At 67.2% G+C, this 15,182-nt stretch carries 15 protein-coding genes and 1 pseudogene; 2 read left to right on the top strand and 14 right to left on the bottom strand.

Annotation, left to right across the window (positions count from 1 at the left end):
* Positions 1-141: 141 nt before the first annotated feature.
* The 11 genes and pseudogenes from L1Z78_RS10935 to L1Z78_RS10885 form a co-directional block, all read right to left on the bottom strand.
* Positions 142-1,101: a Gfo/Idh/MocA family oxidoreductase gene (locus L1Z78_RS10935; protein ID WP_234641510.1), complete on the bottom strand. Its 960-nt coding sequence runs from the start codon at positions 1,099-1,101 to the stop codon at positions 142-144.
* Positions 1,098-1,970, bottom strand: coding sequence for a class III extradiol dioxygenase subunit beta (locus L1Z78_RS10930; protein ID WP_234641509.1), 873 nt, complete (start codon positions 1,968-1,970; stop codon positions 1,098-1,100). The genes L1Z78_RS10935 and L1Z78_RS10930 overlap by 4 nt, the downstream gene beginning before the upstream one ends.
* Position 1,971: 1 nt before the next feature.
* On the bottom strand, positions 1,972-2,430 hold the full coding sequence (gene ligA / locus L1Z78_RS10925; protein WP_234641508.1) for a protocatechuate 4,5-dioxygenase subunit alpha: 459 nt from the start codon (positions 2,428-2,430) through the stop codon (positions 1,972-1,974).
* 48 nt (positions 2,431-2,478) lie between these two features.
* Positions 2,479-3,396: an amidohydrolase family protein gene (locus tag L1Z78_RS10920; RefSeq protein WP_234641507.1), complete on the bottom strand. Its 918-nt coding sequence runs from the start codon at positions 3,394-3,396 to the stop codon at positions 2,479-2,481.
* 13 nt (positions 3,397-3,409) lie between these two features.
* A complete protein-coding gene (gene ligK, locus L1Z78_RS10915; RefSeq protein WP_234641506.1) occupies positions 3,410-4,093 on the bottom strand; it encodes a 4-carboxy-4-hydroxy-2-oxoadipate aldolase/oxaloacetate decarboxylase in 684 nt (227 codons plus the stop codon).
* A gap of 32 nt (positions 4,094-4,125) precedes the next feature.
* On the bottom strand, positions 4,126-5,154 hold the full coding sequence (locus tag L1Z78_RS10910) for an amidohydrolase family protein (protein WP_234641505.1): 1,029 nt from the start codon (positions 5,152-5,154) through the stop codon (positions 4,126-4,128).
* Positions 5,155-5,191: 37 nt separating this feature from the next.
* Positions 5,192-6,571: an MFS transporter gene (locus L1Z78_RS10905; protein ID WP_234641504.1), complete on the bottom strand. Its 1,380-nt coding sequence runs from the start codon at positions 6,569-6,571 to the stop codon at positions 5,192-5,194.
* 102 nt (positions 6,572-6,673) lie between these two features.
* Positions 6,674-7,792: a 4-oxalomesaconate tautomerase gene (locus L1Z78_RS10900; RefSeq protein WP_234641503.1), complete on the bottom strand. Its 1,119-nt coding sequence runs from the start codon at positions 7,790-7,792 to the stop codon at positions 6,674-6,676.
* A gap of 218 nt (positions 7,793-8,010) precedes the next feature.
* The gene (locus tag L1Z78_RS10895) at positions 8,011-8,511 is read right to left on the bottom strand and encodes a hypothetical protein (RefSeq protein WP_234641502.1); all 501 of its coding nucleotides are present in this window, start codon (positions 8,509-8,511) and stop codon (positions 8,011-8,013) included.
* Between the two features lie 162 nt (positions 8,512-8,673).
* Positions 8,674-9,356 (bottom strand): annotated as a pseudogene (locus L1Z78_RS10890) (tripartite tricarboxylate transporter substrate-binding protein).
* The gene (locus L1Z78_RS10885; RefSeq protein ID WP_326491973.1) at positions 9,353-9,556 is read right to left on the bottom strand and encodes an amidohydrolase family protein; all 204 of its coding nucleotides are present in this window, start codon (positions 9,554-9,556) and stop codon (positions 9,353-9,355) included. The pseudogene L1Z78_RS10890 and the gene L1Z78_RS10885 overlap by 4 nt, the downstream one beginning before the upstream one ends.
* 112 nt (positions 9,557-9,668) lie before the next feature.
* Between L1Z78_RS10885 and L1Z78_RS10880 the strand changes: the two genes are divergently transcribed.
* Both L1Z78_RS10880 and L1Z78_RS10875 read left to right on the top strand, forming a co-directional pair.
* Positions 9,669-10,445 carry an SDR family oxidoreductase gene (locus L1Z78_RS10880; protein WP_016454678.1) on the top strand — a complete coding sequence of 259 codons (777 nt, stop codon included), beginning with the start codon at positions 9,669-9,671 and terminating at the stop codon, positions 10,443-10,445.
* A gap of 598 nt (positions 10,446-11,043) precedes the next feature.
* On the top strand, positions 11,044-11,469 hold the full coding sequence (locus L1Z78_RS10875) for a Fur family transcriptional regulator (RefSeq protein ID WP_047469392.1): 426 nt from the start codon (positions 11,044-11,046) through the stop codon (positions 11,467-11,469).
* A 100-nt stretch (positions 11,470-11,569) separates the two neighbouring features.
* Here L1Z78_RS10875 and L1Z78_RS10870 read toward each other — a convergent pair whose 3' ends face one another.
* From L1Z78_RS10870 to L1Z78_RS10860, 3 genes are read right to left on the bottom strand one after another with little or no spacing between them, the layout of a single operon-like run.
* Positions 11,570-12,934, bottom strand: a complete 1,365-nt coding sequence (locus L1Z78_RS10870) for a DUF3526 domain-containing protein (protein ID WP_234641501.1) — start codon at positions 12,932-12,934, stop codon at positions 11,570-11,572.
* Positions 12,931-14,358, bottom strand: a complete 1,428-nt coding sequence (locus L1Z78_RS10865) for an ABC transporter permease (protein ID WP_234641500.1) — start codon at positions 14,356-14,358, stop codon at positions 12,931-12,933. Before L1Z78_RS10865 ends, L1Z78_RS10870 begins: the two co-directional genes overlap by 4 nt.
* Positions 14,355-15,182, bottom strand: coding sequence for an ABC transporter ATP-binding protein (locus tag L1Z78_RS10860; RefSeq protein WP_234641499.1), 828 nt, complete (start codon positions 15,180-15,182; stop codon positions 14,355-14,357). Before L1Z78_RS10860 ends, L1Z78_RS10865 begins: the two co-directional genes overlap by 4 nt.

Raw genomic sequence — 15,182 nt, 5'->3', positions numbered from 1 at the left:
CTTCCTGCTGTCAAACACGCATGAAAAAACTGGCATGCCCCGACCCGGAGACACCGGGAAAGGGCCAGTGCCGGCCGTGCCCCACCCAGGGTGTCGCCGGCTGACCGTACGCCCCCTTTCAGGGGAAGGACGCAAAGCGGCTCAGGGGGTGAGCTGTTTTTCCAGGTCGTGCAGGACCTGGTAGCAGGGCAGCACCTGCGCCACGCTGGCATTGGGCTCGCGGCCTTCGCGGATGGCGGCGAAGAATTCGCGGTCCTGCAGCTCGATGCCGTTCATGGACACATCGACCTGGGAGACATCGATCTTTTCTTCCTTGCCATTGACGAGGTCGTCATAGCGGGCGATGTAGGTGCCCGTGTCGCCGATGTAGCGGAAGAAGGTGCCCAGCGGGCCGTCGTTGTTGAAGGACAGGCTCAGCGTGCAGATGGCGCCGTTGGCGGCCTTGAGCTGGATGCTCATGTCCATGGCGATGCCCAGCTCGGGATGGATGGGACCCTGGATGGCATTGGCCTTGACGATGGGGCTGCCGGCCTGGTAGGCGAACAGGTCCACGGTGTGGGCGGCGTGGTGCCACAGCAGATGGTCGGTCCAGCTGCGCGCCTGGCCCAGCGCATTCATGTTGGTGCGGCGGAAGAAGTAGGTCTGCACATCCATCTGCTGGATGTTGAATTCGCCGGCCGCGACCTTCTTGTGCACCCACTGGTGGCTGGGGTTGAAGCGGCGCGTGTGGCCGCACATGGCGACCAGGCCGGTGGACTTTTGCAGATCGACCACGGCCTGCGCGTCCTCGAGGCTGTCGGCCAGCGGGATCTCCACCTGCACGTGCTTGCCGGCCTTCAGACATTCAATGGCCTGGGCGGCATGCATCTGCGTGGGCGTGCAAAGGATGACGGCGTCCACCTCGGGCAGGGCCAGGCTGTCGGCCAGCTCGGTGGTCACATGCTGGATGCCGTACTTGTCAGCCACTTCCTGGGTCTTGGCCAGCTCGCGGCCCACCAGGGAGACGACTTCCACGCCGTCGATGTTCTTGATGCCGTCCAGGTGCTTGATGCCGAAGGCACCGGCGCCCGCCAGGGCGACTTTGATGGTCTTTTGGGTCATTGGGGATTCTCCAGGATGAGGTGGCCGACAGCCGTGTTCGATGCCGGCACATGGTAGAAGCGGTGGTTGACCTTGGGCAGGAGCGCGGGGCCGTCCACATCGGCCATGGCGCCGCGCGCGATCAGCCACATCACCAGCTCGATGCCTTCGGAGCCGGCCTCGCGCACGTAGTCGATATGCGGCATCTTGGCCAAACCGGCAGGGTTCTCGATCAGCAGGTCCAGGAAGCGGTTGTCCCATTCCCTGTTGATCAGGCCCGCCCGCGCGCCCTGCAGCTGGTGGCTCATGCCGCCCGTGCCCCAGATCTGCACGTTCAGGTCTTCGTCGAAGCTTTCCACGGCGCGGCGGATGGCGCGGCCCAGGTTGAAGCAGCGCTGGCCCGAGGGCACGGGGTACTGCACCACGTTCACGGCGAACGGGATCACCGGGCAGGGCCAGGCGCCTGTCCTGGCGTCCTGCTCGCCGCACATCAGCGACAGCGGTACGGTCAGGCCATGGTCCACGTCCATCTTGTTGACGATGGTGAGGTCGAAGTCCTGCTGGATCACCGACTGGGCGATGTGGCTGGCCAGCTCCGGATGGCCGACGACCTTGGGCACGGGGCGCGGACCCCAGCCTTCGTCGGCGGGCTGGTATTCGGCGGCCGTGCCGATGGCGAAGGTGGGGATGAAGTCCAGGCTGAACGCGGTGGCGTGGTCGTTGTAGACCAGGAAGATCACGTCGGGCTTGTTGTCCCTGAGCCATTGGCGCGAGTGCTCGAAGCCCTTGAACAGCGGCTGCCAATAGGGCTCGTCTGCCTTGCCCAGGTCCATGGCCGCGCCGATGGCGGGCACATGCGAGGTGTAGACGGATGCGGTGATGCGCGCCATGTCAGTTGCCTTCCTTGTTGTTCTTGTCCACGCTGCCGGCCTTGCCCTGGGGCTGCCGGTGCGCCTGGGCATCGCCCTCCTCGCCCACGTAGCGGTTGCCTTCGGCCGAGCGGCCGCCGCCCACCATCATGTTGCGGTATTCCTCTTCGGTCATGCCCGTCATGGAGCCGGCCATCTGCTGGAAACTCTTGCCGTCGGTGGCGCCGATCTTGGCCAGGAAGTAGATGTTGCCGCCCGTGCGCATGCACCAGTTGAGGTCGCGGGCCAGCACGGCCTGCTTCTGTTCCTCGGTCATGGCCCATTCGTCCAGGTAGGCACGCTCGTCGGCCTTGAAGCGCTCTCGGTTCTCGGCCTTCATCAACGACATGCAGAACTGGTTGAGCCAGTAGCCTTTGCGGGACTGCTCGGCATCAAAAATGATGGTGCCGGGCACGTCCAGATAGGGTTTGTCCAATGCCATGGAGTTCTCCTTGAATATGTCCGGCGCCAGGGCCGGACATGGTCGCCGTCAGGCTTCTTCAGGCCAGTACAGGCGCATGGGATTGTCGACCAGCAGCTTTTTCTGCAACTCGGCGGTCGGGGCAATGTGGGGAATGAAATCGACCAGCAGGCCATCGTCGGGCATGTGGTCCTTGAGATTGGGATGCGGCCAGTCGGTTCCCCACAGCACGCGGTCGGGGAACTCCTCGACCACGCGGCGCGCGAAGGGCACGACATCGCGGTAGGCATTGCGTTCGCCATCCAGTGCCTTGGGGCCGGTCACCGACAGGCGCTCGGGACAGCTGACCTTGCTCCAGACGTTCCGGTGCTCGCGCATGAACTTCAGGAACAGCTCGAACTCGGGGCCGTCCACGGGCTTGCTCACGTCGGGCCGGCCCATGTGGTCCACGACCACGGTGGTGGGCAGGCTGGTGAAGAAGTCCCACAGCTCGGGCAGGTCCACGGCCTCGAAGTAGATGACCACGTGCCAGCCCAGCCTGGCGATGCGGCCCGCGATCTCCAGCAACTCGTCCTTGGGCGTGAAGTCCACCAGGCGCTTGACGAAGTTGAAGCGCACGCCGCGCACGCCGGCGGCGTGCAGTTCCTGCAGTTCCTCGTCGGTCACGCTGCGGCGCACCGTGGCCACGCCGCGCGCCTTGCCGTTGGCGGCCTTGCAGGCATCGACCATGGCGCGGTTGTCTGCGCCATGGCAGGTGGCCTGCACGATGACGTTGCGCGCAAAACCCAGCTGGTCGCGCAGCGCGAACAGCTGCTGCTTGCTGGCGTCGCAGGGCGTGTACTTGCGCTCGGGCGCGAACGGGAACTCATCACCGGGGCCGAAGACGTGGCAATGCGCATCGACGGCGCCCGCGGGCACCTGGAACTTCGGCTTGGAGGGGCCGGCGTACCAGTCCAGCCAGCCGGGGGTCTTCTCGAAATTGCTCATGCGCTTCTCCTCCTCAATCGATATAGCGCAAGCCGGCCTTTTCCAGGGGCTCGCGCATCTTGTACATGTCCAGGCCCAGCACGCCGGAAGCCAGCTTGGCGCGCTTTTCGCCCTCGAAGCTCTCACGCTTTTGCGCGGCAGCCAGGGTTTCGGCGGCCCTGGCGGCGGGCACGCAGACCACGCCGTCATCGTCGGCCACGATCACATCGCCGGGCGTGACCCACATGCCGGCGCAGACCACCGGGATGTTGACCGAGCCCAGCGTGGCCTTGATCGTGCCCTTGGACGAGATGGCTTTGCTCCAGACCGGGAAGTTCATTTCCTGCAGCGTCTTCACGTCGCGCACGCCGGCATCGATGACCAGGGCGCGGGCGCCGCGCGCCTGGAAGCTGGTGGCCAGCAGGTCGCCGAAGTAGCCGTCCGTGCATTCCGAGGTCACGGCCGCGACCACGATGTCGCCGGGCTGGATCTGCTCTGCCGCCACGTGCATCATCCAGTTGTCACCGGGCTGCAGCAGCACGGTCACGGCCGTGCCCGAGACCTGCTGGCCCGCATAGATGGGACGCATGTAGGGCTTGAGCAGGCCCACGCGGCCCATGGCCTCGTGGACGGTGGCCGAGCCCAGGGCGGCCAGGCCATCGGCGGCCGCGCGGTCGGCGCGCTGGATGTTGCGGTAAACCACACCGAGTTCGTACATGGTGTTCTCCTTGATCTGTGGTGGCGGCCTGCTTACAGGCCCTTTTGCTTGAGGGCGGCGTCCAAGCGCGGGAACACGCGGCGCGCGTTGCCTTCGTAGACCTGGTAGCGCTCCTCTTCGGTCAGGTTGGCCGTGGCCTCGATGTAGCGCCTGGTGTCGTCGTAGTAGTGGCCCGTGGTCGGATCGATGCCGCGCACGGCGCCGATCATCTCGCTGGCGAACAGGATGTTCTTGACGGGGATCACCTTGGTCAGCAGGTCGATGCCGGGCTGGTGGTAGACGCAGGTGTCGAAGAAGATGTTGTTCAGCAGGTGCTCGTCCAGCAGGGGCTTCTTGAGCTCCTGCGCCAGGCCGCGGAAACGGCCCCAGTGGTAGGGCACGGCGCCGCCGCCATGGGGGATCAGGAACTTGAGCGTGGGAAAGTCCTTGAACAGATCACTGGTCAGGCATTGCATGAAGGCCGTGGTGTCGGCGTTCAGGTAGTGGGCGCCCGTGGTGTGGAAGCACGCATTGCAACTGGTGGAGACATGGATCATCGCGGGGATGTCGTACTCCACCATCTTTTCGTAGATGGGGTACCAGGAGCGGTCCGACAGCGGCGGCGCGGTCCAGTGCCCGCCTGAGGGGTCGGGGTTGAGGTTGATGCCCACGTTGCCGTACTGCTCCACGCACTTGACCAGCTCGGGAATGCTGGTGGCGGGATCCACGCCCGGCGACTGCGGCAGCATGGCGGCCGGAATGAAGTGCTCGGGAAACAGCTGGCTGACGCGGTAGCACAGCTCGTTGCAGATGGCCGCCCAGGTGCTCGATGTCTGGAAGTCGCCGATGTGGTGGGCCATGAAGCTGGCGCGCGGGCTGAAGATGGTGAGATCGGAGCCGCGCTGCTTCATCAGCTTGAGCTGGTTGGTCTCGATGGTCTCGCGGATCTCGTCGTCGCTGATCTTCAGCGAACTGGCGCTGGGCGCCCTGGAGGGGTCCTTGAGGCCCGCGATCTGCAGGTCGCGCCATGCGCCCAGGGCGGCGGGCGCGGTGGTGTAGTGGCCGTGTACGTCGATGATCATCGCTGGTTCTCCTGCGTCTTGATGGCGTGTGAATCGTTCAATGGATGGGGGTGGCGGGCCGGGCGCCACCGGCCTGCGGCTCGGGGCTGCAGTACTGCTTGATGATGAGGGCCGCCGTGGCGATCAGCCCGGGAATGGCGACCACGGCGAAGATCTCGCTGAAGCCCAGCTGGCGCGCCGACAGCTCGGCCACCAGGAAGGAGCCGGCGATGCCGCCGAAGCGGCCTATGCCCAGCATCCAGGCCACGCCCGTGGCGCGCCCGCGCGTCGGGTAGTAGGCCGCGGCCAGCGCCGGCATGGAGGACTGGGCGGTGTTCATGATGGTGCCCGCCAGGAACACGGCCACCACCAGCCAGCCCAGGTGGCCGGCGGTCTGGCCTATCCACCAGATCGAGGCTGCCGTCAGTGCGTAGCCGATGGCGATGATGCGGTTGGGGTTGAAGCGATCCATCAGCCAGCCGAACAGCACGGCGCCCACCCCGCCCAGCGGAAACAGCGCGGCCACCAGGGTGCCGGTCTTGGGGTCCAGGCCGCCTTCCTTGAACAGCACGGGCATCCAGTTGACCAGCGCATAGAAGATCACCAGGCCCATGAAGTAGGCGATCCACAGCATCACCGAACCCACGCGGTACTCGCGCGACAGCACCACGCCCATGCCGCTCCTGGCCCGGGATTCAGGCTTGGCTTCGGTCATCACGAAGCGCTGCACGCCCTGCACCGCATCGCCAGCGATGCGTGCCAGCACCTTGCGGATGCGCTCGGCCGGGTAGTTGTTGGCCACCATGTAGCGCACCGATTCTGGCAGCAGCACGACCAGGGCCAGCAGCAGCAGCAGGGGTGCCGCGCCGCCCAGGATGAGCACGCTGCGCCAGCCGAAATGCGGAATCATCCAGGCTGCCAGGAAGCCGCCGAACGCCGCGCCCAGCGGAAAGCCGCAGAACATGGCGTTGGTCAGCGTGGCGCGACGGCCATCGGGGCAGTACTCGCTCATCAGCGTCACGGCATTGGGCATGGCGGCGCCCAGGCCCACGCCCGTGATGAAGCGCAGCACGGCCAGCGTCCAGATGTCGGGCGAGAAACCCGAAGCCAGGCAGGCCACGGCAAAGACCGCGACCGATCCCGCGAGCACGGCCTTGCGGCCGAGCCTATCGGCCAGAGGCCCCGAGAACATGGCGCCTGCGGCCAGGCCAAACAGCGCCGCGCTGAGCACGGGCGCCAGCGCGGGTTTGCTCACGCCCCACTCTGTGATCAGCGAGGGCGCGATGTAGCCGATGGCCGCGGTATCGAAGCCATCGAGCAGGACGATCAGAAAACACAGCGCAAAAATCACCCACTGGAACCCCGAGAACGGGTGCTCGTTGAGCAGGGTCTGCACGTTGACGTCGGCTTGGTCCGCGTCGTTCTGGAGGGGTTTCATGACTTGTCTCTTCCACTGTCTCTCAATCGGGCGGGCCGCATCCCTGGGCGCAGCCCCGCCCTGCCGCAGCGCGGGGCCACCGCTGGCCCCGCGCGCGGTCGTCTACCGCTGCCCGGCCCAGACAGAGCGCGGCACCATGACCTCGCCGCGCATCAGCAGGCGCGCCGTGCGCAGCAAGGCGGCCTTGGTCACCACCTCGGGGCGGGCCGGATCGCTGTCCAGGGTCACGCTGAACTCGCCCGTGGGGTGTTCGACCGACACGGTGAGCGGTCCCTCGCCCTGCTTCACCTGCGCCACGCCCTCGCAGACCGTGCCGGGCATCTTCACGGCCGTGCCCACGGTCACTGCCGCCAGCACGCCGATGGCATCGTGGCAGACATGGGGGATGAAGCTGCGCGTGGTCAGCGCGCCACCATGCTGTGGCGGCGCGATCAGCGTCATCTTCGGGTAGTTCTTTGCAGAGACATCACCCAGGCCCATGGCCCGCGAGACCTGCAGGCGCAGCGCCTCGATGCGGCGCTTCAGGTCCGTGTCTGCATTCAGCTCTGCCACGGTCTCCTGGCCGGTGGCGCCCACATCGGACGCCTTGAAGATCACCAGCGGCATGCCGTTGTCTATGCAGGTCACGTCCAGCGTGAAGGGCTCGAAGCCCTCGCCGGTCACCGTCACCGTGTCCCTGGGCTTGCCCGTTGGCAGCAGGCCCGGGCAGACCGAGCCGGCCGTGTCCAGGAAGCTGATCTCGATGGGGGCCGAGGTGCCGGGCGCGCCGTCGATGCGGGCCGTGCCCTCGTACTCGACCTGGCCGCCTGGCGTCTGTACCGTGATGTCCGCCGCCATGCCGGTGTTGAGCGTCAGCACGCGGAAGGTGCTGGCCTCGCCGCGTGGCTGCACCATGCCGGTCTCCAGCGCGAATGGCACGACGCCGGCCAGCATGTTGCCGCAGTTGGGCGTGGTGTCCACCGTATCCTTGTCCGGCTGCAGCTGGGCAAACAGGAATTCGAGATCGATGCCCTCCTTGTCGGAGAGGCTGACGATGCCCACCTTGCTGGTCAGCGGGTGCGCGCCGCCCACGCCATCGATCTGGCGCCTGTCGGGCGAACCCATGGCCGCCAGCAGCACGCGGTCACGCGTGGGCAGGTCATCGGGAAGATCGCTGGCTCGGAAGAACGGGCCCTTGGAAGTACCGCCCCGCATCAGCAGGCAGGGAATGGCCGTTTGCATGGCTGTCTCTTTGGAATATGGGTATGACAGCTATTGTGGGCATGGCGCGGCCCCGGCACCACACAGCCAGAACGCTAGCAGCTATACCCAAACGGCATAGCTTGCAACCGGGCTCCACGGCGCTGGCGCGGCCCCGCAGGGATGCAACCAATTGATACAAATGAACATTCCGCGCGCCCTGGCAGGCGCGTCAGGAGCGGCAGCAATGCCGCGCGCCGTCAATCATCGTGATGGCCGCGGCCCCGGCCATGCCCATGGCCGCGCCGGTCGTCATCGCGGTCATGGCGATCATGGCGGTCCCAGCGCCGATCATCGCGGCGGTGCTCCCACTCGCGGTGGCGGCGCTCCTCGCGCCAGCGGGGATCGGGACGCGGCGGGCCGGCATGCCAGTGCGGCGGCGGATTGCGCAGGAAATACACGGGCCTGCCGCAGGCGCCATAGCGGGCGCAATGCTTGCCCCAGTGCTTGGCATGGCCCGGCGGCACCCACATGTACATGGGCGGGCCGGCCATGGGAGCCGGTGCGATGACGATGGGCCGCTGGTACAGCAGCGGCGGCGGCGGAGCGTTGCCTATGTCCACCGTGCCGTAGACACCGGGTGCGAGCTGGCCCGAGATGGAGCCGCTGATATAGGTCTGGGCCTGGGCCGCCAGGCCCGAGCAGGCCAGCGCGAGGACCGCGGCGGCTTGCAGGAAGGAACGCAGGGAAAGCATGGCCATGTTGTTTTGTCGGTTGAAACGGGAAAGGCCCCGTTTCTACCAAGCGCGCGGGGCCGCGTGGGCCCCGGGCAGGCGAAAAGGTGTAAGCAGCCGTTCGCGCCCCTGGCCGTTCCTATTCAACGCGCGAGCAAGGCATCCGGTGCACAGAAAGGCCCGGGCCCTTCAGTCCAGCTGGAGGCCGGTGTCCTTGACCACCTTCTGCCACTTCTTGATCTCGGCGTGGCGAAAGCGCTCCAGCTCGTCCGGCGTGGAGCCGATGGCTTCGGCGCCAAAGCCTGCGAGCTGCTCGACGATGGCCGGCTCGCGCAGCACCTTGGCCAGGGCCTTGGAAACGCGATCGATGATGGCCGGCGGCGTGCCGGCCGGCGCGAAGACGGCGTTCCACTCGTAGGACCCGTAGCCGGGCACGGCCGACTCGGCGATGGTCGGCAGCTCGGGCGCCGCCCTGGCACGTTGGGCACGCGCAGCAGCAGGGACACGGGCGCGAAGGCCCTGAGCGTGTCGAACTGCATGCGAGCGTGGATGGCGGGGTTCTGCGCATGGTTGGAGGCGTCCAGCATCAGCGTGTAGCCATCGGGCTGGGCCTTGGCCACCTGGGCGCCGCCGATCATGCCCCCTGCCCCACCCCGGTTCTCGATGGCCACGGGCTGGCCCAGCTCGGCCGACAGGCGCGGGCCGATCAGCCGTGCCACCACATCCACCGTGCCGCCCGGAGGATAGGTCACGGGCAGGGTGACGGGGCGCTCGGGCCAGGCGGCGGCCGCCGGCGCGGCGAAGCCGGCCAGGCCGGCCATCAGGCCGGCCGCCACGAGCGCGCCGGCAAGGCGTCGGGACAGGTTGTTCATGGCGCATCTCCTTGGGTTTGGAATTGGAATAGCTGGTGCGGGGTCTCGGCCAGCACGGCGCGCAGCGGGCCGGCATCGTCCAGCCAGTCATGCAGCCACTGCAGGGTCTGGGGATAGCTGGCATGCTCGCCATGCTGGGTATGGGGCCAGTCGCTGCCCCACAGCAGGCGCCGGGCCGTCGCACACCTGGACCTGGGCAAAGACTGAATGCGGCCCGCATTGGCGCCGCACCGGTGCAAGAAACGGGATGCGCCCGCGCCTGCGCCGCACTACAAACCGCTTTCCCTCATTCACGGAAAGAAAAGGTGCCAGATGCAGCCATCGTCACAGCAACTCCACGGAAAAGTCGCCCTCATCACGGGCGCCAGCTCAGGCATAGGCCGCGAAGCCGCCAGGCTGTTCGCACGCCACGGCGCCAGGCTGGTGCTCACGGCCCGCCGCCAGCCGGAACTGCAGGCCCTGGTGGCGGAGATAGAGCAGGACGGCGGCCAGGCCATCGCGCTGGCCGGCGACGTGCGGGACGAGCCGCTGGCCCGGGCCCTGGTCGAAACCGCCACGGCGCGCTTTGGCGGCCTGGACATCGCCTTCAACAATGCCGGCATGACCGGCGATCCCTGCGCCCTGCCCGACCTGTCGCTGCAGGCCTGGCAGGAGGCCATCGCCACCAATCTCACCAGCGCCTTTCTGGGCGCCAAGCACCAGATACCGGCCCTGCTGGCACGCGGCGGCGGCTCGCTGATCTTCACCTCCACCTTCGTGGGCTACACGGCGGGCCTGCCCGGCATGGGCGCCTATGCCGCCAGCAAGGCCGGCCTCGTCGGCCTCACCCAGGTCATCGCGGCTGAATACGGCCCCCGCGGCCTGCGGGCCAACGCCCTGCTGCCCGGCGGCACCGACACGCCCATGGGCCGCGCCAGCACCCCCACGCCCGAGGCACGCGCCTTTGTCGAAAACCTGCACGCCCTCAAGCGCCTGGCCACACCGGCAGAGATTGCAGCGGCAGCGCTGTTCCTGGCGTCGGATGCATCCAGCTTCGTCACGGGAACGGCCATGGTGGTCGATGGCGGTGTGTCCATCCAACGGACTTGAAGCAAGGCCCCGCCAAAGCCGTCGCGGCAATGGCGGCCCGCTCGGATCTTCCGGTCGCCTGCGGCGGCTTTATCAGGGGAGTTTTGAAAGTGGCATTCCTGCCCCAATAATTGGTGACGTGAACCGTTCCGGAATGGCCTCAACTTTCTTCCAGGGAATGGATGATGGACAAACGAGGTGCAGTAAGGCAATCTGCTTTAATCGGCAATACACTGCCCATGCAATTCACTGCATCGCTTCTCCGGCAGTTACCCTCGGATGCAGGACCTGCGCAAAGTGCCGCGCAGCCCTTGCTTCAAGCATTTTTCAGACAATAGATCAATTACATCCCATTACAGCATTGTGGACGGCTATGGTATTTAACCTTCGCACAAGGTCCATCGAATGCTCACGACATATACTCGCGCAAAACCGCAAGAATGGAATACCTGTTGTCCGTCCAATGTGATTTTTTCTCTTTGAAGAAAAGAACCGTTGCGGGGATTGCATCCCCATGCTTGCATGGAGCTACAGGCAGGCACAGTTCCATTGCGACTGTGAGCGTTCGTGAACACTGATTAATCGCTTCGAGATTGTTATAGTAAATAACGGAACTACCATGACTAGACACACTCAGCCCATCGTGGAGCGCTTGTTCAGGCCAATGGAACGCTCGACCCGCCAGCGCAGTTCGATACGCACGGTCATGGAAGAGGCCGGGCGCCCCCTGCTCCCCGCTGAAATCCTGGGCGCAGCGCAGCGCGAGGTGCCGGCCATCGGTCTGGCCACGGTGTACCGCAACATCAAGCAATTGATGGAAGCCGGCGAGGTGCAGGCCGTGGACCTGCCCGGCGAGGCCACGCGCTACGAACTCAGCGGCCGCGCCCATCACCACCATTTCCGCTGCATGAGCTGCAACCGCGTGTTCAACGTGCCCGGTTGCCTTGGCGACATGCAGCGCATCGTGCCCGAAGGCTTTGTGGTGGAGCGCCATGAGATGACGATGTACGGCGTTTGCAGCGACTGCCACCAGAACGTGCAGTAGCGGCGAGCCCCGGGTCTCAGGCCCAGGCATCCGCAAGCCGACAGCCATGGCGCAGGCCTTCCCTGCGCCATGGCTGTTTCTTTTCCCCCGGTCCGCTGCCTCAGCGCCTTCCCGGCCGCACGCGGCCTGCGGCAACGCCCCCGGCCAGCAAGGCCAGCGCAGCCACCGCCCAGAGCATCGCCACCTGACCCCAGGTCTGGGGCGCATGGCGCGGACTGGCCGTGAAGACCGGCTGCGCTGCAAAGTCCTTTGCGCCGAATGGACGGTCCTCGAACAGATAGGGATAGAAGAAGGTCCGCAGCCGCGCATGGAAGGCGGCAATGTCGTCCTGGTAGGCCAGCTGCGCCAGCAGGTCGGTGCCGCCCTGGCGGTGCAATGCGGCCTGCACGCCCACGCCGGGCAGCAGCCAGCCCAGGCGCCCGGTCCAGGCCTGGCGCGCCTGCAGGCCTTCCCGATAGGCGGCGAACTGGGGGGCGACGCTTTCATCACCAAGCTGCTGGAAGGCGTAGTACCACTTCCAGTGAAAACCCGCAGGCAGCGGTGCGGTGTTGCGCCATTCGGGGTGGTTGCGGAAGAAGCGCTCCATGGTCTGCTCGCGCGGCAAGTCCCAGGCACCATGCACGGTCTGGCGCTGGGCCAGCATCAGCTCCACGCCCTGGCTCACGGGCACGGCGCGCGACAGCGCGGCATTGGCCAGCGTGGGCAGCACCAGGGTCAGCACGGCCCAGCAGCCCATGAGGGCCATGGCGTTGGCCACCGAACTGCCGCCCAGCGTGGCGACCACCAGGCACAGCCCGCTCCAGAAGGCCACATAGGCCGTGGCGCTCAGCAGCACGGAGGCGATGGCGCCCGCCTGCGCACCGCTGGCCAATGCCCCTGCCAGGGCCGGCAGCGCCAGGCATGCCAGCAACAGCACCGAACGCAGGCCCGCACGGCGCAGCCACAGCCGGCGCCCGCTGCCGGGCATGGCCTGAAGCGTGCCCAGGCGCCCCGATTCGCGCTCGCCCGAGACCAGGTCGTAGAGCAGTGCAATCAGGAACAGCGGCGCCAGGTAGACCAGCACAAAGGCGAAGTCGAAGCGGCCCGCCAGCGCCAGTTCGGGGTTGAATCTCTCGCCTTCATGGAGCTGCGCCTGCAGCGCCAGGGCACGCACGCGCAGCACATAGGGCGCGGCATCGCGCAGGCCCAGGGCGAGAAAGGCCGTGGACGACGGTGCATCCCAGGTGCTGTGAAAGCCGTAGTAGGCCACCGAGCCCGCATCGCCGGACTGTGCATGCCGGCCTGCCTGGGCCGCCATTTCCTGCTGCTGCATTTGGGCCAGACGGTCCAGGGTCTGGCGCTGCGACGAGATCTCGCGCAGGCCCGACAGCACGGCCAGCGTGGACAGCGACAACAGCAGGGCCAGGGCGCACAGCGCCAGGCGCGAGCGCGTCAGAAGACGCCATTCATGCCGTAGCCAGCTCATCGCACCACCCTCCCCAGACGTTGCGTGGCCACCAGCAAGGCGGCCGCCAGCACCGCCAACCATCCCAGCAGCACGCAGGCTGCGGGTGCCGCGCGGCCCAAGGCAGCCAGCGGCGGATCGGGCTCGTGATGGAAGTCGGAGACGCCGCGCCAGTGCTCGTGGCTGATGCGGTTGTCTCGGCTGGAACGGTCACCCGCGTAGCTGAGCTTGTCCACCTGCAGCTGGTTGAGCGCCTGCACCATGCGGTAGCGATGCTGCTCGGCCTGCTCCAGAAAGCGCCGATAGCCTTGCAGGTCGGTGCCGGCCACGGCCATGGACAGGCGGCGCAGCGCAATCAAGGGGCTGACCAGGGCAAGGCCGTCGGCGCTGCGCAGTTGCAGGGCCTGCAGATCGAAGCTGGCCTCGGCATGGCGCCTGAAGAGCTCGCTGGTCAGCCGCTCGCCCTCCATGCCGACCAGACCCTTGTAGTTGACGGGCAGATCCTCCACACGCGACACGCCGTACTGCGCAAGCACTTTGGCGCGAAAGGCGGCGAAGTACGGATCGTCGGGATTGTGGCTGTCGCCCAGCGCCGCCAGCTCGCGCGCCGTGGCGATGTCGGTCTCGAAGCGCGTGGGCAATGCCAGGGCCGCGCCCACCAGCTCCGGCGCCAGCCGGGGCACCAGCACCACGCCAATGGCCCAGGCGGCCAGCAGGGCCAGCAAGGCATCGCGCCCGCGCCGCATGAAGGCCGAGACCGCGGTGATGCCCACGGCCCACAGCAGCAGCCACAGCACATGGCCAGCCGCCAGCGCGGCCACCAGGCTGATGGGCACGGGCGTGGCCACCGCCATCCAGGCCAGGGCCAGCAAGGCGGGCAGCAGCACCAGGGCCGCCACGCCCGTGAGCGCCAGCAGCTTGCCGGCCACGAACTGCCGCATGCCCACGCCCTGGGCCAGCAGCACGCGCAAGGTGCCGGCCTCGCGCTCTCGCGCGATGCAGGCATGGCCCACGAAGATCAGCAGCAGCGGAGCAAGCACCTGCAGCACAAAGGCCGGCGTGAGCTGGCCGAAGCGCAGCAGCAGCGACGACTGGCGCACATCGCCGAAGTTGGCGCTGTTCTGGCGGTGGCCTTCGAGAAACAGCGTGTGGCCGGTGTAGGCGTCTATGCCCGCATCGAAGGCCGCCAGCGGATTGAGCGGGCGGAACACGAAATGGCCGTAATGCACCATGCGGTGCGGATGTCGGTCGGGCTGGGCCTCGAACTCGTGGTCTACCTGCGACTGGTGGCGTTCGCGCTGGGCCTGGGCCGCGCTGCGCTGGTCCCAGGCCGTGAAGGCGGCAGTAGCACCGAGCAGCAGCCACAGCACCATGCCCGGCACGGCCACGCGGTCGCGCAGGAGCAGGCGCCATTCCTCGCGTGCAATGGTCAAGGCCGTGCTCATGCCGCTGCCCCCTGCACGCCTGCGTCTGCGTCTGCGTCCGCGTTTGCGTCTGCACTCGCACTCGCACCCGTACCTGTCCCCGCGTAGTGGCGGTGCAGTGCCCGCACGTCAAAGCGCTCTTCCCCACGGGCCGCCACCTCCTCGACCAGCCTGCCGCCCGCGATGAAGCCCATGCGGTCGGCCACATCGGCCGCCCCCAGCAGGTCGTGCGTGACCATGAGAATGGCCACGCCCTGGCCGCGCAGCTGCGTGATCAGCCGGCTGAATTCGGCCGTGGCCTGCGGGTCCAGGCCCGAAGTGGGCTCGTCCAGCAGCAGTGCCGGCACCTTGCGTGCAAGCGCCAGCGCAATCGCCACCTTCTGCCGCATGCCCTTGGAAAAGCCCGAGACACGCCGGTCATGCGCGGCCGCATCCAGCCCTGCAGCGGACAAGGCCTGGCCGATGGCATCCCTGCTGGCCGGCTGGCCCGCCAGGTCCAGCAGATAGGCCATGTTCTCGCGCGCGCTCAGGTGCTCGTACAGCGCCACGTTCTCTGGGATATAGGCGATCAGGCCGCGCGCCTGCGCGGCAGCCGTCACCGGGTCCACGCCCTGCACGCGCACCTGGCCGCTGCGCGGCCGCACAAAGCCCAGGAACAGGCTCAGCGTGGTGGTCTTGCCCGCGCCGTTGGCGCCCAGCAGCGCATAGATCTCGCCGGCATGCACGGCCAGGTCCAGACCCTGGAGGATGGTGCGCTCGCCATAGTCCACCACGGCGCCCAGCGCTTGGAGCACGGGCGTGGAGGCGGAAGTGGGGTTGGAAGAAACAGGAAGGAATGGATGCAT

The organism is Delftia tsuruhatensis, from assembly GCF_903815225.1.
Taxonomy (GTDB): Bacteria; Pseudomonadota; Gammaproteobacteria; order Burkholderiales; family Burkholderiaceae_C; genus Comamonas; species Comamonas tsuruhatensis_A.
This window is presented reverse-complemented; position numbering and strand designations above follow the sequence as displayed.

What these genes read in the sequence shown, in the direction of transcription:
- L1Z78_RS10920 (WP_234641507.1), bottom strand. Translation starts at nt 3,396, where the DNA reads ATGAGCAATTTCGAGAAGACCCCCGGCTGGCTGGACTGGTACGCCGGC.
- L1Z78_RS10910 (WP_234641505.1), bottom strand. Translation starts at nt 5,154, where the DNA reads ATGATCATCGACGTACACGGCCACTACACCACCGCGCCCGCCGCCCTG.
- L1Z78_RS10865 (WP_234641500.1), bottom strand. Translation starts at nt 14,358, where the DNA reads ATGAGCACGGCCTTGACCATTGCACGCGAGGAATGGCGCCTGCTCCTG.
- L1Z78_RS10895 (WP_234641502.1), bottom strand. Translation starts at nt 8,511, where the DNA reads ATGGCCATGCTTTCCCTGCGTTCCTTCCTGCAAGCCGCCGCGGTCCTC.
- ligK (WP_234641506.1), bottom strand. Translation starts at nt 4,093, where the DNA reads ATGTACGAACTCGGTGTGGTTTACCGCAACATCCAGCGCGCCGACCGC.
- L1Z78_RS10905 (WP_234641504.1), bottom strand. Translation starts at nt 6,571, where the DNA reads ATGAAACCCCTCCAGAACGACGCGGACCAAGCCGACGTCAACGTGCAG.
- L1Z78_RS10880 (WP_016454678.1), top strand. Translation starts at nt 9,669, where the DNA reads ATGCAGCCATCGTCACAGCAACTCCACGGAAAAGTCGCCCTCATCACG.
- L1Z78_RS10900 (WP_234641503.1), bottom strand. Translation starts at nt 7,792, where the DNA reads ATGCAAACGGCCATTCCCTGCCTGCTGATGCGGGGCGGTACTTCCAAG.
- L1Z78_RS10875 (WP_047469392.1), top strand. Translation starts at nt 11,044, where the DNA reads ATGACTAGACACACTCAGCCCATCGTGGAGCGCTTGTTCAGGCCAATG.
- ligA (WP_234641508.1), bottom strand. Translation starts at nt 2,430, where the DNA reads ATGGCATTGGACAAACCCTATCTGGACGTGCCCGGCACCATCATTTTT.
- L1Z78_RS10930 (WP_234641509.1), bottom strand. Translation starts at nt 1,970, where the DNA reads ATGGCGCGCATCACCGCATCCGTCTACACCTCGCATGTGCCCGCCATC.
- L1Z78_RS10935 (WP_234641510.1), bottom strand. Translation starts at nt 1,101, where the DNA reads ATGACCCAAAAGACCATCAAAGTCGCCCTGGCGGGCGCCGGTGCCTTC.
- L1Z78_RS10870 (WP_234641501.1), bottom strand. Translation starts at nt 12,934, where the DNA reads ATGAGCTGGCTACGGCATGAATGGCGTCTTCTGACGCGCTCGCGCCTG.
- L1Z78_RS10860 (WP_234641499.1), bottom strand. Translation starts at nt 15,182, where the DNA reads ATGCATCCATTCCTTCCTGTTTCTTCCAACCCCACTTCCGCCTCCACG.